This window comes from Streptomyces sp. SAI-127 (assembly GCF_029894425.1).
Taxonomy (GTDB): Bacteria; Actinomycetota; Actinomycetes; order Streptomycetales; family Streptomycetaceae; genus Streptomyces.
In genome coordinates, this window is the sequence record NZ_JARXYJ010000001.1 from 366,766 (window position 1) to 382,127 (window position 15,362).

General features: G+C 69.0%; 14 protein-coding genes and 1 pseudogene. 7 read left to right on the plus strand and 8 right to left on the minus strand.

The genetic code is table 11. The features are described from left to right. Positions 1 to 24: 24 nt before the first annotated feature. Positions 25 to 1,452 carry a cytosine permease gene (locus M2157_RS01860; protein WP_280864171.1) on the minus strand — a complete coding sequence of 476 codons (1,428 nt, stop codon included), beginning with the start codon at positions 1,450 to 1,452 and terminating at the stop codon, positions 25 to 27. A 28-nt stretch (positions 1,453 to 1,480) separates the two neighbouring features. Beyond that, the gene (locus M2157_RS01865; protein WP_280864172.1) at positions 1,481 to 2,416 is read right to left on the minus strand and encodes a flavin reductase; all 936 of its coding nucleotides are present in this window, start codon (positions 2,414 to 2,416) and stop codon (positions 1,481 to 1,483) included. 211 nt (positions 2,417 to 2,627) lie between these two features. Between M2157_RS01865 and M2157_RS01870 the strand changes: the two genes are divergently transcribed. The 6 genes from M2157_RS01870 (at position 2,628) to M2157_RS01895 (ending at position 8,022) form a co-directional block, all read left to right on the plus strand. After that, on the plus strand, positions 2,628 to 3,752 hold the full coding sequence (locus tag M2157_RS01870; RefSeq protein ID WP_280860028.1) for an LLM class flavin-dependent oxidoreductase: 1,125 nt from the start codon (positions 2,628 to 2,630) through the stop codon (positions 3,750 to 3,752). Continuing rightward, entirely contained in the window at positions 3,749 to 4,354 is a 606-nt protein-coding gene (locus M2157_RS01875; protein ID WP_280864173.1) for an amino acid synthesis family protein, read from the plus strand. Before M2157_RS01870 ends, M2157_RS01875 begins: the two co-directional genes overlap by 4 nt. Further along, the gene (locus tag M2157_RS01880) at positions 4,351 to 4,902 is read left to right on the plus strand and encodes an amino acid synthesis family protein (RefSeq protein ID WP_280864174.1); all 552 of its coding nucleotides are present in this window, start codon (positions 4,351 to 4,353) and stop codon (positions 4,900 to 4,902) included. The genes M2157_RS01875 and M2157_RS01880 overlap by 4 nt, the downstream gene beginning before the upstream one ends. After that, positions 4,899 to 5,684, plus strand: coding sequence for an alpha/beta fold hydrolase (locus tag M2157_RS01885; protein ID WP_280864175.1), 786 nt, complete (start codon positions 4,899 to 4,901; stop codon positions 5,682 to 5,684). Before M2157_RS01880 ends, M2157_RS01885 begins: the two co-directional genes overlap by 4 nt. 80 nt (positions 5,685 to 5,764) lie before the next feature. Next, positions 5,765 to 7,252: an aldehyde dehydrogenase gene (locus tag M2157_RS01890; protein WP_280864176.1), complete on the plus strand. Its 1,488-nt coding sequence runs from the start codon at positions 5,765 to 5,767 to the stop codon at positions 7,250 to 7,252. Between the two features lie 74 nt (positions 7,253 to 7,326). Then, positions 7,327 to 8,022, plus strand: a complete 696-nt coding sequence (locus tag M2157_RS01895) for a GntR family transcriptional regulator (RefSeq protein ID WP_280864177.1) — start codon at positions 7,327 to 7,329, stop codon at positions 8,020 to 8,022. A gap of 641 nt (positions 8,023 to 8,663) precedes the next feature. Here M2157_RS01895 and M2157_RS01900 read toward each other — a convergent pair. Continuing rightward, positions 8,664 to 9,683 (minus strand): dihydrodipicolinate synthase family protein, encoded by a 1,020-nt coding sequence (locus M2157_RS01900; RefSeq protein WP_280864178.1) that lies wholly within the window; start codon positions 9,681 to 9,683, stop codon positions 8,664 to 8,666. 43 nt (positions 9,684 to 9,726) lie between these two features. Continuing rightward, the gene (locus M2157_RS01905; protein ID WP_280864179.1) at positions 9,727 to 11,211 is read right to left on the minus strand and encodes an NAD-dependent succinate-semialdehyde dehydrogenase; all 1,485 of its coding nucleotides are present in this window, start codon (positions 11,209 to 11,211) and stop codon (positions 9,727 to 9,729) included. 122 nt (positions 11,212 to 11,333) lie between these two features. Here M2157_RS01905 and M2157_RS01910 point away from each other — a divergent pair, with 122 nt between their 5' ends. Beyond that, positions 11,334 to 11,873 carry a MarR family transcriptional regulator gene (locus M2157_RS01910; protein WP_280864180.1) on the plus strand — a complete coding sequence of 180 codons (540 nt, stop codon included), beginning with the start codon at positions 11,334 to 11,336 and terminating at the stop codon, positions 11,871 to 11,873. 6 nt (positions 11,874 to 11,879) lie between these two features. Here the strand turns inward: M2157_RS01910 and M2157_RS49060 are convergent, their stop codons facing one another. The 4 genes and pseudogenes from M2157_RS49060 to M2157_RS01925 form a co-directional block, all read right to left on the minus strand. Beyond that, positions 11,880 to 12,221 carry a fumarylacetoacetate hydrolase family protein gene (locus M2157_RS49060; RefSeq protein ID WP_348541772.1) on the minus strand — a complete coding sequence of 114 codons (342 nt, stop codon included), beginning with the start codon at positions 12,219 to 12,221 and terminating at the stop codon, positions 11,880 to 11,882. A gap of 79 nt (positions 12,222 to 12,300) precedes the next feature. Continuing rightward, a pseudogene (locus tag M2157_RS49065) lies at positions 12,301 to 12,834 on the minus strand (fumarylacetoacetate hydrolase family protein); the annotation flags it as partial. Positions 12,835 to 12,841: 7 nt separating this feature from the next. Then, on the minus strand, positions 12,842 to 14,785 hold the full coding sequence (locus M2157_RS01920) for an acetoacetate--CoA ligase (RefSeq protein WP_280864181.1): 1,944 nt from the start codon (positions 14,783 to 14,785) through the stop codon (positions 12,842 to 12,844). Beyond that, positions 14,782 to 15,360 (minus strand): cupin domain-containing protein, encoded by a 579-nt coding sequence (locus tag M2157_RS01925; protein WP_280860038.1) that lies wholly within the window; start codon positions 15,358 to 15,360, stop codon positions 14,782 to 14,784. The genes M2157_RS01920 and M2157_RS01925 overlap by 4 nt, the downstream gene beginning before the upstream one ends. Positions 15,361 to 15,362 lie beyond the last annotated feature (2 nt).

The following is a 15,362-nucleotide window of genomic DNA, read 5'->3' on the forward strand; positions in this document are numbered from 1 at the left end:
GGCGGACCCGGCCCTGAGGTTCCGTCAGGACACAACAGCCGTCGGTTCGCTGGAGCCCAGCTCGGACGAACCTCGGGAGGAGCCCCGCACCCACAGCGGCTTCAGCCGGTACGTCAGCAGGTACAGCACCGCGCCCGCTCCGGCCGCGACGAACATGCTCAGGTCGCCCGCCCCCGGATACGCGGCCGAGAACGGGCCGGTGTAGAAGCTGGACTGCCAGAACGGCACCGAGGCGGCCACCCCGCCCGCCCAGGAGACGAAGCCCCAGTCCAGCACCCGGCGGCGGTCGTAGAGCTCGGAAATGCGGGCCGGGTCGGAGCGGCCGCCCAGATAGAAGTCGAGGAGCAGCACGGCCGCGAAGGGGGCGATGAAGTACGCGGTCAGGTTGAGGAACACCTTGAACTTGTCCTCCGTGCCCGCCGCACCCCACAGGCTGATCGCGTAGGCCAGCAGACAGATGACGGTGACCGCCTGGGAGCGGCTGACCGGGATCTTCAGCGTCTGGACGGAGATCGCGCCGCCGTAGACGTTGAGGAAGTTCTGCGCGAGTGCGGACAGGCCGACGGCGAGCAGGGCGGGCACGGCGAAGGGGCCGGCCAGTTCGTGCAGGGCGGTGATCGAGTCCGAGCTGGTCGCGCTGCCGCCGACGACCACGCCCAGGATGCCCAGCCAGCAGATGGTGACGAAGTTGCCGAGGCCGGTGTACCAGGCGGTGCGGGTGACGACCTCGGGGGTGTCCGGCAGATAGCGGGAATAGTCCGAGGCGAACGGCGCCCAGGCCACCAGGAAGGACAGGAACCAGCCTCCGAAGGTGACCCAGCCGCCGGCGGAACCGATGTAGCCGGACGCCTTCGGGTCGGCGTGGAAGAGGCTTCCGCCGCGCACGACCGCGACCACGGTGATGAGGAGGAAGAGCGGGGTGAGGACGAAGGTCAGCGCCCTCTGGAGGTAGTTGATCATGTTGTAGCCGTAGATCGACACCACCAGCTCGACCGCCGTGAGCACCGCGCCACACAGCCAGAACGGCAGATGTGTCAGCTCGGCGAACGCCTTGCCGCCCAGGATGACGGTGACCGCCGCCCAGCCGATCCCGGCGAACACGTTGATGTATGCCACGGGCAGGAAGTTGCCGAAGAATCCGAGCGGGCCGCGCGCCTGGACCTGCTGCGCCACGCCGAGCCGTACACCCATCCGGGACATGACGGCCATCAGCAGCGAGCCGAGCGCCGCCCCGACGACGATGGCTGTGACGGCGGCGCCGAAGCTCAGCCCGAACCAGGCCGCACTGAAGCCGAGCAGGATGATCGGGAAGTTGAGACCGGCCGCGAACCAGACGAAGAACTGCGAGCTGGGCTTGCCGTGCCGTTCGTTGTCGGGGATGTGGTCGATGCCGAAGGGCTCGATCTTGGTGACCGCGCTGCCGTAGACCGGCGCCGGTGTTCCGTCTGTCATGTGGTGCTCCTGCTCGGGTGGGTCGGGGTCACCACGGCAACGGCGCCGTGTGCGAGATGTCGAAGAAACCGCCGCCGCTGTAGACCAGCGGGGCGAGGTCGTCGTGCCGGGCGGAGACCACCCGGCCGGTGAACACGGTGTGGCTGCCGGCCTCGAGCCGCTGTCCGATCTCGACCTCCAGCTGGGCGCAGGAGCCGTCGATCAGCGGGGCGCCGAAGTCACCGGGGGTCCAGGAGATACGGGCGAACTTGTCGTCGCCCTTGGAGGCGAAGGTCTTCGCCACGTCGAGCTGGTCGGCGGCCAGGATGCTGATGCCGAGATGGCTCGACCGGTGCAGTGCGGGATGGGTGCTGGAGCTGTGCTGCACGCAGACCAGGACCATTGGCGGGTCGAGCGAGATGCTGGAGAAGGCGTTGACCGCGAGGCCGCGGGGCGTGCCGTCGTCGTCCGTGGTCACCACGGTGACGCCGGTGATGAACTTGCGGTGCACCCCGCGCACCAGGTCGGCGTCGACGGCGGCCCGCTGGACGGTGGAAATGATCCCGAGCGCCTCCAGGAGCTGCCGGGAGTCAAAGGTCACCCACTCCTCGGCGACCGAGGGCCCCTCGAAGCGGGCGAAGGTCGCGCCGGACACCTCGACCGGTTTCCCGGTGGGCGGCACACCGAGGAAGTCCCCGGTGTGCCGGCCGGCGCTGCGCCAGCGGATCGCCAGCCGGTCGCCGTCCTCGACGATGTCCTCGATCTCGGTCCGCAGGTCGGGGAACGCCTCACGGACGGCGCGGATGGAGTCCTTGAGCTGGTCCCGGTCCTGTGTGACGGACGCGGGCCCGCGGCGGCGGACGTAGGAGGGGCTGAGCAGCTCATCCAGGGCGTCGAGGTGTCCCTGGTCCCAGGCGGCGCGCCAAGCGGAGCGGACACGGGAGCTGCGATCGGCGGCGGCGGGGCGGTCAAGAGTGTGGGTCATGGTGGGTCCCTCAGTCAGCTCTTGTATGGCAGAGGACCGTAGGGAGGGGATGGTTCGGTGTCAACACCTCATCCGGAAAAGCCTGGTGATTGCTTCAGTGGCGATCAAACGCACAGGTCAGACTTGTTTCTGAGTAGTTAACCCTTGACGGCACTGATTCCGGACTCCTAGCCTCACTGCCATGGCACAGCGAGAGAGGGAAGGTCACGGGATGCGATTCTCGATATTCCACAACCTCGGAGCCCCCGGGCGGCTCGGCGAGTACGCCCAAGTGATGGACGAGGCCCGGGAGTTCGCAGTCGCCGCGGAACAGGCCGGTTTCTGGTCCACCTGGTACACCGAGCACCACTTCGGGCACGAGGCGATCGAGATCACGCCGAACCCGGTCCTGATGGGCGCCGACATCGCGGCCCGTACGTCACGTATCCGCATCGGCCAGGCGGCCTCCATCGCCACCTTCTGGCATCCACTGCGGCTGGCCGAGGACATCGCGATGCTCGACCAGCTCTCCGGCGGCCGTGTCGAGGTCGGCCTCGGCCGTGGTCTGTACGGCCGCGAGGCACTCAACCTCAATGCCCTGGCCGACCCGCGCGACCAGGAGCAGAACCGGGCTCTGTACGACGAGACGGTCGAGATCCTGCGCAAGGCGTGGAGCGGCGAGTTCTTCTCCCACAAGGGCCGCTTCTACGAGTTCCCGGCCCCCGGCGTGAAGTGGAACCACCCGCTCTCCCCGGCGACGGACGACTACACGACCGCCGGCGCCATCACGAAGATGCAGGTCACTCCCTTCCCCCTGCAGCGTCCGCACCCGCCCCTGTGGCAGGTCATCGACAGCCCCCGCTCCATCCAGGCAGCGGCTGCCGACGGCGTGCAGGGCATGTTCTGGCTCCCACCGGTGTCGGCCCTCAAGGACCGCTTCGAGCTGTACCGCGCCACGGCGAGCGAGGCCTCGGGCCGGGAGTACGCCCTCGGCGAGGGCATCGGCCTGGTACGGGACGTCTACGTCGCCGACACCATGGAGCAGGCACGCGCCGACTTCGAGGAGGCGCTGATGACGACCTACCGCTGGATCATGCACTGGCGCGGGCTGAGCAATCTCATGGAGGCCGGCGAGGAGCTCACCGACGCGCACGAGCTGTCCTTCGACTTCCTCCAGGACAGAAACCTGCTGGTCGGCACGCCCGAGTACGTCGCCGAGAAGGTGGCGGAGCTGCGCGACGAGGTCGGCCTCGAGCACCTCCTGCTGTGGACCACGCACCCGGGGCTCGAGCACCGCAAGGCGATGCGCAGCCTGGAGCTGTTCGCGGAGAAGGTCATGCCGGAGTTCGCCGTATGAGCACGGGCGTCCGGAAGGTCGTGACCGTCGTGGAGGAGGTGCTGCTGGAACTCGGCCGCCCGGTGGCGACTCCGGTACGGCGGGTCGCGGTGGCCGCGGTGCTCCGCAACCCCTGGGCGGGGCGCGGTTTCGTGGCCGACCTGCAGCCCGCGGTCGAGGAGGTGGCACCGGAGCTGGCGCAGTTGCTGACCGGGAAGCTGATCGACGCGCTGGGCGGAGCCGACCGCGTCGAAGCCTTCGGCAAAGCGGCGGTCGTGGGCCTGGACGGAGAGATCGAGCACGGCGGCGCGCTGATCCACACGCCGTACTTCGGCAACGTCCTGCGGGAGTTGACCGGGGGCACGTCGATCATCGTCTTCAGCGACGACAGGCTGCCGGCCGGTGAGCCGCTCACCGTCCCGCTGTGGCACAAGACGGCCGCCGCGACCCGCTCGCACTACCAGACCGTCCAGATCCGCGTCCCGGACGCTCCCCGGCCCGACGAACTCGTCGTGGTCGCCGCCGCCGCGTCCGGCCCGCGCCCCAATGCCCGTATCGGCGACCGTCGTACGGATCCCGCCGTCCGTCTCGCCGACCTGGAGAAGCTGGAGACCGCCCGATGAACGTCCGCAAGATCATCACCTTCACCGAGGACATCCACACCGAGGGCGGCCGCAACGTCGACCCGCCCGCCCGTACCGCGGTGGTGCTCGCCGTGATCGAGAACCCATGGGCGGGACAGGGCTTCGTCACCGACCTCATGCCCGGCATCGACGAAGTCGCCCCGAAACTCGGCGAGTTGCTGGCCCCACGGGTGGTGGAGGCGCTCGGGGTGCCGGTGGAGGCGTACGGGAAGGCGGCGATCGTCGGACTGGACGGGGAGATCGAGCACGGCTCGGCGCTGATCCACACGCTGAAGTTCGGCGACCACTTCCGCAAGGCGGCTCAGGCGACGACATTGCTGCCGGCCGTGGAGAAGCGGGCGGCGGCCGGAACGGTCTTCGACATCCCGCTGAAGCACATCACGGACGCCACGATCCGCTCGCATCACCAGACGATCGAGGTCCGCGTGCCGGACGGCCCGCGCGCGGACGAGATCGTCATCGGCCTGGCGGCCGCGGCGCAGGGGCGGCCGCAGGCCCGGCTGGCGCCGCTGTCGACGGAACGATGACCACGGTGGGCCCGTCGGTGGCGCTGAGCCACGAGGTGCACGGCACCGGTCCCGACCTCGTGCTGCTGCACGGTGTAGGGCTCGACCGGTCGATGTGGGAACGCTGCCTGCCCGCACTGGCCGAACGGCACCGCGTGAAGATGATCGACCTGCGCGGACACGGCACGTCTCCGCCGGCGGCTCCCGGGGTGTCCCTGCCGGAGCTGGCGGCTGACGTGGCGGCACTGCTGGACGGCCCCGCGCACCTCGTGGGCTTCTCTCTCGGCGCCCTGATCGCGCAGCAACTGGCCGCTGTGAGGCCCGAGTTGACAGCCTCAGTCACCCTGGTCAGCTCCGTCGCCGGACGATCGCGGGAGGAGCGGACGGCCGTGGCACGGCGCCGGGAACGGGCCGTGACGGATTTCGAGGCGTCGGCGCTCGCGGCGGTGGAGCGCTGGTTCTCGCCGGCGTGGCGGACCAGGGAGCCCGAGCTGGCCCGGTCGGTCCTCACCACCCTGCTGAAGAACGACCACACGTCGTACCTGGCCTGCTACGACGTGTTCGCCACCGCGGACGCGGCGCTGTGGCCCCGCCTGCCCGACATCACGGCACCGACCCTCGCTGTGACAGGCGCGGACGACCCCGGCTCGACCCCGGCGATGTCCCGACTGCTCGCCGACAGGATCCCCGGTGCCCGCGCGATGATCGTGCCCGGAACACGTCACCTGCTCCCGCTGGAACGCCCGAAGGACCTCATCGAGGCGATCCTTCACCACACGGAGGGGATGGCAGCGCCCCACTAGGGGCGGGGCCGCGTCGGCATGCGGCTCCGCCGCGTGGCCGCGAGCAACCACACACAACCCGCAGCCGAGGAGCAGCCCGCATGACCCCACTCCCTCGCCACCAGCACTACATCGCCGGCGAATGGACAGCCCCCGCCTCCGGCGAGTACTTCGAGAGCGTCAACCCGACCACCGGCCGGCCCTGGTACGAGGCGGCCGACGGAACCGCCGAGGACATCGACCGCGCCGTCAAGGCCGCCCGAACCGCCTTCGAGGACCCCCGCTGGCGCGACCTCAGCCAGACCGGGCGAGGCCGCCTTCTTCGCAACCTCGCCGAACTCATCGGCGAAAACGCGGCGGAGCTGGCCCGCACCGAGACCCTCGACAACGGCAAGCTGCTGCGCGAGATGCGCGCCCAACTCGCGGGTCTCCCCGAGTACTTCCACTACTACGCCGGACTCGCCGACAAGATCCACGGCGAGGTCATCCCGGGCGCGAGCCGCGACCTGCTCAACTACACCCTGCGCGAACCGGTGGGCGTGGTCGGCGCGATCACCCCCTGGAACTCCCCTCTCCTGCTGACCGCCACGAAACTCGCCCCCGCACTCGCCGCCGGCAACACCGTGGTCGTCAAGCCGTCCGAACACACCTCTGCTTCCCTGCTGGCCCTCGCCCCGCTCTTCGAGCAGGCCGGCTTCCCGCCGGGCGTCGTCAACGTGGTCACCGGATACGGCGCCACGGCGGGCGCCCCGCTCACCGAGCACCCCGACGTGGCCAAGGTGACCTTCACCGGCTCCACCGAGACCGGCCGCCGTATCGCCCGAACCTGCGCGGACCGCTTCGTACGCTGCACTCTCGAACTCGGCGGCAAGTCGCCGAACATCGTCTTCCCGGACGCCGATCTCCCCTCCGCGGCCATGGGTGTGGTCGCCGGCATCTTCGCCGCCGCCGGCCAGACGTGCGTGGCGGGCAGCCGCGTGCTCGTGCACCGGGACGTCTACGACGAGATCCTGGAGCGGGTGACGGCGCGAGCCGCCAGTATCCGCATCGGCGACCCCCTGGAGGACACGACCGAGCTGGGCCCGCTGGCCCTGGCCGACCAACTGGCGAAGGTCGAGTCGTACGTCGAGCTGGGTCTGTCGGAGGGCGGCAAGGTGGTCTGCGGTGGAGCGCGGCCCGTGACCGGTCTCGGCGGCTGGTTCTACTCCCCCACGGTCTTCACCGGCACGGACAACTCGATGCGCATCTGCCAGGAGGAGATCTTCGGTCCGGTCGCCACGGTCATGCCGTTCGCGTCCGAGGAAGAGGCCCTCGCCATAGCGAACGACTCGGTCTACGGTCTGGCCGCGGGCGTGTGGACCCGGGACGTCAACCGCGTCCACCGCATGGCGGCGCGCCTGGAGGCGGGCACCGTCTGGGCCAACACGTACCGGTCGATGTCGCCGATGTCACCGCGCTCGGGCTTCAGGAGCAGCGGCACGGGCGTCGAACACGGCACGGAGGTCATCCGGGAGTACACCCGGCTGAAGAGCGTGTGGGTCAACACGAGCGAGGAACCTGTGGGTGATCCCTTCGTCCTGCGGTCATGAGCCGCCTTGCATGGCAGAAGGCAGGGCCGAGGAAGGTTGACGCCGCGCGCCTCCCCACACTACGTTCACGTACCATGCAACAACCCAGTGGACGGGCACGGAAACCGCTGCAGCAGACCAGCATGCAGGCCAGGGTCGCCGAAGAGCTGCGCCAGATGATCATCAGCGGGGAGCTGCCGCCACGTTCCAGCCTGTCCGAGATGGCACTGTCGGAGACGTTCGGCGTCAGCCGCACCCCCATCCGCGAGGCACTCAAACAGTTGCAGATCGAGGGTCTCGTGGAAGTCCGCCCGCGGGTGGGCACGTTCGTCGCCGTGCCGTCGCGGCGCGAGATCACCGAGCTGTTCCAGATGAAGGAACTGCTGGAGGGCGCCGCCGCCCGGCTGCTGGCCTTCCGCGGCAACGTCCCCGAAGTGGCCCGCATCGAGGAGAACATGCGGGAGGCCGACGAGGCCGTCCGCGCGGGCGACGCCGAGCGGTACGCGCAACTGGTCCACGAGTTCCACGACCTGATCGTCACTGGCGCGGACAACTCGAAACTGGAGGCGCATTACCGCACGCTCATGAACCAGCTGGCCTACGAGCGCCTGGTCCGCACCTCGCTCGCCCAGCCCGGCCGACTGAGCGAGTCCGACCACGAGCACCACCGCGTCCTCGACCTCATCCTCGCCAAGGACGGCGACGGCGCGGAACGCGTGATGCGCGAGCACGTCAGCCGCAGCCACCAGGCCCTCATGGCGGGCATGGACGAACGACAGCAGCGGAGTTGAGGATCTGCCGGGGCATACCCTGCACGGACTGGCGGCGGGTGCGAGCAGCCGGTCCGCGGAGTCGAGCAGCCGGCCGCTGACGCATCCGCTGTCCAAGATCAGGCGTGAACTTCAGTCACCGTCAGCCGGTGTCCGACCCGCAGCCGCACAGCGGGCGAATAGGACGCCTGCCTCCGCTGAGCTGAGAAGCCGCATGTCAACCGCACGTGATCCCTTGATTCCTGCCGGGCAGGCATGGTTTCGCTCGGGTTGAGGGAGGCATCGCGACGTCCAGTGTCCGCTTCATGGTCGAGGGGTGCGCGGTGGCGTCGGTGCTGGGAATGTTGGAGGCCGCGGAGATCGATCTGGACCGGCGGGTGATCGCGCGGGAGGATCTGGTCGAGGCCCTGGCAGTCTCCGCGGCCGAGTCCGCTGCCGTGACCACGGCCGGAGGAGGAAGCGGCGCTGGCGGCGCACTCCGTCGTCGGCAACGACCGCTCAGCGCGGCGTCAACGGGACCCGCGCAAGCCAGACTCCGCAGAGCGGCCGTCCTCCACGCGACGTTGTTCGATATGTCGAAGGGTGAAGAACGGCCGTGCTGCTGTCTCACTAGGACGACAAGATCAGCAGGTCAGGTGCCCCGGCGCAGTTGACGATCAAGCTCAGGCCCGGTTGCGTCCAGTGAAGAACTCACGGATGGGATCCATGCTCGGCTCCAGGCCGGCGTCCAGGAGTCCCTTGCGCAGGGCGGCCATCTGGCTGTCCTGGAGGCGCATCGTCGGCTGGCGGAGCGGTCCGCCGTTGTACCCCTGCAGCCAGCCCTGGAACTTCCAGGCCTGGCGGTTGAGGACCGACCCACCGTGCAGGGTCCCGAACAGTGCGGCCTTGGTCTTGCGGGCGGGGTGCAGCTGCCAGTAGATCGCCGTCGCCTCGTCATGCTTCCCGTCGCGCAGCAGTTGCATGACGCGCGGGATCATGGGGCCGAAGTACTCGTGGTCGCTGGTCGCCGACAACTGAATGGGCATCACCTGAGACAGAGGGATCAGATCGCCCTCGATCGGCACCGATATGACCACCTCGTCGCCGAAGAGCCGGTTGCACTCGACGGCGCTCTGGATGTTGGGGTATCCGCCTTCGGCCTTGATGACCGCGATGTTGGGGATGTCGTCGATCAGACGGCGGATCAGCCGGGTCGGGAGATCGGAGGGGTGGATGCGAGCGCCGAAGTTCCAGATGGTCATCGGGAACAGGATGATCCCAAGGCTCGTGGCCTCGCAGACCGCCTTGGTGTAGTCGTAGATCTCCTGCTCGGACTCCGGGTAGAAGTTGGGCGGGTAGGCCAGCAGCACCATGTCCGCTCCCGCCGCTTCGGCACCACGGACCGCTTCGAGGTTCTGCTCGAGGTCGTTCCAGCTCGCGTGGTGGACGACGTAGAAGTCGTCGCCGGCCTCGTCCTTGGAGATGCGGAGGAACTCCAGGTACTCGTCGAGGGTGATGCTGATCTCGGAGACACCGAGGGTGCCGATGAAGCCATGTTCCTTGGCGAGGCGGATGTCATGGCGGACGGCTCGTTCGTTGACGGCCCGCAGGTCGCCGGTGAACGAGGGGATGGTGCAGTTGACCGCGCCGACAAGCTTCTCGCGGGCCCAGTCACGTGCCTCGGCACGGGTGTATGCGGACATGCCTGTCCCTTTCGTTCGTCGTGTGCGTTGAGTCCGTGGCGGTCTACCGGGCACCCGCGCCTTCCCAGGAGAGGTACTTCATCTCCAGGTACTCGTCGATGCCGTGGACCGAGCCCTCACGCCCGAGGCCCGACTGCTTGATGCCGCCGAACGGTGCGACCTCGTTGGAGATCAGCCCCGAGTTGATGCCGACCATGCCCGCCTCGATCGCGGCGGAGACCCGCCAGATCCGTTCGGCGTCGCGGCTGTAGAGGTAGGCCGCGAGCCCGTACTCGGTGTCATTGGCCATGCGGATCGCGTCCGCCTCGTCGACGAACCGGATGAGCGGGGTGACCGGTCCGAACGTCTCCTCCCGCGTGATCTTCATACCGGGGGCCACGTCGGCGAGCACGGTCGGCTGGAAGAAGAACCCGCCACGTTCGTGGCCCGATCCGCCGCACAGGACGCGTGCGCCGTGGCCGGTGGCATCGGTGATGTGTTCCTGGACCTTGTCGACGGCGGCGCCATCGATGAGCGGCCCCTGCTCCGCGCCGGGTTCGAAACCGTCGCCGACAGTCAACTCGCTGACTCGCTTGGCGAGTTCCTCGGCGAAGCGGTCGTAGATGCCGGACTGGACGTAGACCCGGTTTGCGCTGATGCAGGCCTGGCCGGTGTTGCGGTACTTGCTGGCGAGGACGCCCTCGACGGCCGCCTCCAGGTCGGCGTCGTCGAAGACCAGAACCGGCGCGTTGCCGCCGAGCTCCATCGAGACCTTCTTCACCGTCTGCGCGCACTCGGTGAGCAGGACGCGTCCCACCTCGGTCGAGCCGGTGAAACTCACCTTGCGCACCGCTGGGTTGCCGGTCAGCTCCGGACCGATCTCACGGGCCTTGCCCAGGACGACGTTGAGGACGCCCGCCGGGACGCCGGCGCGTTCGGCGAGCTCAGCGAGCGCGAGCGCCGTCAGCGGCGTCTGGGCGGCCGGCTTGACGACCATGGTGCATCCGGCGGCGAGGGCCGGCGCGGCCTTGCGGGTGATCATGGCCGCCGGGAAGTTCCAGGGTGTGATGGCGACGCACACGCCGACCGGCTCCTTGAGTACGAGGACGCGGCGTGACGGGTCGGGGGCCGGGAAGATGTCGCCGCGCACGCGCTTCGCTTCCTCGGCGAACCACTCGATGAACGACGCCGCGTACGCCACCTCGCCACGTGCTTCCGCGAGCGGCTTGCCTTCCTCCAGGGTGATCAGGCGAGCGAGATCCTCCGTGTGTTCCGTCACGAGCTCGAACCAACGGCGCAGGACCTGGGCCCGCTGCTTGCCGGACCGGGCGCGCCAGTCCGGGAGCGCGCGCCCGGCCGCCGTGATGGCATCGGCCACCTGGGCCCGGCTCATGGACGGCAGATCCGCGATCGTCGCGCCCGTGGAAGGGTTGTCGACGGAGAACCGCCCGGACTCCCCGTGACTGACCCAGCGTCCGTCGACGTAGGCCGACTCCTGGAAGAGCGACTTCTCGCTGAGGAGTTCTGCGGGTGTGGTCTTGGTGCTCATAAAGGCTTTCCTCTTGTCCCTGGGACATTCGATACGTTTCGGAAACGGGGCGCGGCACGCGGCAGAGTCCGGCTGCTGAGGCGGGCCGGAGGATGATCGGCCGTCCGGCCTACACTCCTGGTGTGGACCACGAGCACCCGAACAACGAGGACCTGCATTTCTGGTCGTTCATCGATCATGCGATCAGCCGCGCGAGCCGTGAGCTCCCTGGCGTCGATCCCCTGGCGATGCGGTTGGTGCTCACCCTCCATCGGGCAGCGAACATGCTGGTCTACGACCTGGAATCAACCGTCCACCGGCCCCGCGGATGGTCGTGGCCCGGCTTCCGTGTGCTGTTCGCGATCTGGCTGTCGAGCCCCGTCGAGGCGAAGAAGGTCGCGGAGCTGTCCGGCATGAGTCGCGCGGCCGTGTCGGCGCTGGTGAACACGCTCGAGCGGGACGGTCTCGTCACCAAAGCGCGTGCCCCGCACGACGGACGCGCGGTCAATCTCAGCCTCACGGAGAGCGGTCTGCACGCGATCACCTCGGCTTTCCAGGCGCACAACGAACGTGAACGGGAGTGGGCGGGCTCGCTCAGCGCGGACGAGCAGCGGACGCTGATCGCGCTGCTGGAGAAGCTGACCACCCACTCGCTGCACTCCGAGGTCAAGCAACGGACGTGACGGCTGCTACCTGCAGAGGTTCCGCTGCGCACCGAGTCCGGTGATCTCGCTCTCCATCACGTCGCCCACCCGCAGGAACCGGCCGTAGTGCGAGCCGTTGCCCTGCGGAGAACCAGTGATGATCATGTCGCCCGGCTGCAGCGTCACCCGATGCGAGATGTACGAGATGAGGGCCGCGATCCCGAAGATCATGTCGTTGGTGTTGCCCTTCTGCATGACCTTGCCGTTGAGCCTGAGCGTGATGTCCAGGTCCTGCGGGTCGGGCACGAAGCGCGCCGGCACGAGGTAGGGGCCCGTGGGGTAGAACGTGGGCTGGTTCTTCGCCCGCATCCAGTCGGTGCCCATCATCGGGATCTCCGGGCGGGGGCACCAGGCTGCGCGTCGTCAGGTCGTTGCAGATGGTGTACCCGGCGACGTGGTCCAGTGCCTCCTCACGGCTCACCTCGCGTGTCTCGCGCCCGATGACCACGCCCAGCTCGAGTTCCCAGTCATGGTTCTCACCGAGGGAGGGCAGGATCACGTCGTCGTACGGGCCGCTGATCGCGGACGGGACGCCCACCCACACATACGGCTCGCCGTGCGCGGCACGCTCGTCCATCTCCCGGGCGGCCTGCTCGCGCAGTTCCTCCTCGGTGGCGTCCGCCTTTCCCAGGCGGTGCGCCACGGTGATCTGGATGACGTGCTCGCGATAGTTGGCTCCGGCGCCGAAGATCTGGCCCGGTGGCTGGACCGGGGCGAGCACCGTGAGCTCCCCGACCGGTCGCCCGTCGCCCCCGGGTGCGTCGGCCAGGGACTGGAGCGCGTCCAGCGACGCGTCCCAGTCGGCCAGCAGGAGCGATGTGGTCGTGGCCGCGGGCAGGACGGTCCGGGTGTCGTACACCCTGTCGTTCACGACGATGCCGGGGAACGGACCGGACTGTCCGTCGGCGAACGTTCCCAGCGAGAAGGGGGTCTGGCTCATGGTGTCCTCATGCTTTCCGGCGGGTGTGGGCGAACTCCGCGTACTCCTGGAGCAGTGCGCTGTCGTCCACCGCGCCCAGGTCCACGACGTCGTTCAGGGAAGCTCCCTGCAGCAGGCGCTTGACCGGCACCTCGAGCTTCTTTCCGGTGCGGGTGTGCGGGATCCCGCGCATGGGCACGACCTCGTCGGGCACGTGCCGCGGTGACAGCTCCTCCCGGATGACCTGGTTGATGCGCTGCGTCACCGCTTCGGCGTCGGCGTTCTCCTGGAGGGCGACGAACAGCGGCATGTAGTAGGCGTCCTCGCCCAGTTCGGCGCCCACGACGAGGGCTTCGCGCACTTCGGGCAGCGCCTCGACGACCCGGTAGATATCCGCGGGACCCATGCGTACGCCCTGCCGGTTCAGGGTGGAGTCCGAGCGGCCGTGGATCACACTGCTGCCGTCGGGCTCGAACTCGATGAAGTCCCCGTGCCGCCAGGCTCCGTCATACACGGAGAAGTAGCTCTGCCGATAGCGCCGGCCGTCGGAGTCGTTCCAGAAGCGGAGCGGCATCGAGGGCATCGGCTGCGTGATCACCAGCTCGCCCCGCTTGCCGACCACGGGCTTGCCGTCCTCGTCCCACGCTTCCACGGAAACGCCCAGGGCGGGCGCCTGGATGCGGCCCACGCGGACGGGCAGCGTGGGGGCTCCACCGACGAAGATCGAGCACACGTCGGTGCCGCCGCTCATGGACGTCAGCCACACGTCGCCGAGCCGGTCGTACACCCAACGGAAACCGTCGGTGGACAGCGGTGATCCGGTCACCTGCACCGTCCGCAGCGCCCCGGTTTCAGGGGCGAGGCCGGCCTTCAGACAGGCGTGCAGGTACCCGGCGCTGACACCGAGCGTGTCGACGTCGTGTTCGTCCGCGACACGGAAGACGCGCCCCAGGTCGGGGCGGACCGGGTTCCCGTCCAGCAGAACGATGGTGGCTCCGACCGCGAGCCCGGAGACCAGCATGTTCCACACCACCCAGCTGGTGCTGGCGACGGTGAGATAGCGGTCGCCGGCCCGTAGGTCCGCGTGCAGTCGCAGGACCTTGAGGTGTTCCAGGAGGACACCTCCGTGGCCGTGCACGATGCCCTTGGGTGCCCCGGTGGTACCGGATGAGAACAGCACCCACAGCGGGTGGTCGAAGGGCAGCTCGTCGAACTCCGGCTCGCCTCCTCCCGCGGCGACCGTGCCCCAGAGCGACACGGGGCGGTCCGCCGTGGGCAGGCTTCCGGGGTGGAGGTGATCGACCCAGAGCACGTGCTCCACCGACGGCAGCCGGTCGAGCAGGGTGCGCATCTCGTCCGTGCGTTCGTGCGTCCGTCCGCCGTAGTGGTAGCCGTCCGTGAGCAGCAGCACCTTGGGCTCCAGCTGGGCGAACCGGGAGGTCACCCCGTCCGCCCCGAACTCCGGGGAGCAGACCGACCAGACGGCCCCCACCGCCGCGCAGGCGAGGAGCCCTACGACGGCCTCCGCGCGGTTGGGCAGGACGGCGGCCACCCGGTCGCCGTGGGCCACACCCATCCGGCGCAGCGCGGCGGAGACGGCGGCGACCTGGCTGCGGAGTTCGGCTCGCGAGAGCGTGTGGGACGTGCCGTCGTCCTCCACGACGACGAGCGCCTCACCCGGGCAGCGGCGCAGCACGTGCTCGGCATAGTTCACGGTACGGCCGGGAAACCACGTACCTCCGGGCATCTCCCGCGGAGCCACCGGACCGGTCGGAGTACCACCGAGTCGTACGTCCTCGAACTCGGCGACGGACTCCCAGAACCGGCCCAGGTCTCGCGTCGACCAGCGCCACAGATCAAGGTAGTCGGCACCGCCGTCGTAGTCCTTCAGCCCACGGCGGTAGCGAGCCAGTTCGCTGCCGTCCTGCCGGGCGCTGCTGGGCATCCACAGGATGTCCTGCGCGGTGCTCATGAGACCGCGGTGTCGACGGGCAGGGCACCGATGAGGACGAAGGCCACGCGACAGGTCGTGTCACTGCGGTTGGACCAGGCGTGGCTGGTGCCTCGCTGGATGATCACGTCACCGGCCCTGGCGAGGGTCTCTCCCTCGTCCGTCAGCAGCCATATCTCGCCCTCGAGGACAAGGGCGTAGTCCAGGCTGTCGGTGCGGTGGAACCAGAAGTGGCGGCCGCCGACGGTGTGTTGGGCGGCGTCGCGGGCGTGTTCGCCGTCGATGTCGTCGAAGAGGGAGTCGGCGGCGGCGTCGGTGTAGGCGCTGTCGGGCGGGAAGCTCGCGATCCGGAAGACCGTTCCTCCGGGCTTGGGGTGCATCGGCACCTGGACGTCGGCGGAGGCCGCGTCCTGGTTGCCGTCGTTGCTGACGTCGCCCGGTTCGGTCTGCCAGGGGACGATCGCGCCGAACCCTTTGACGGAGTCGGACACGAAGACGTTGGGAGCCGGGCCGTCGCTGATGACGGTGGAGCGGCCGTCGGCGGTGTGGCCTGTGACGATGCGCCGTACCGGCTTGATGGCGTGCGGGTTGGTCATCT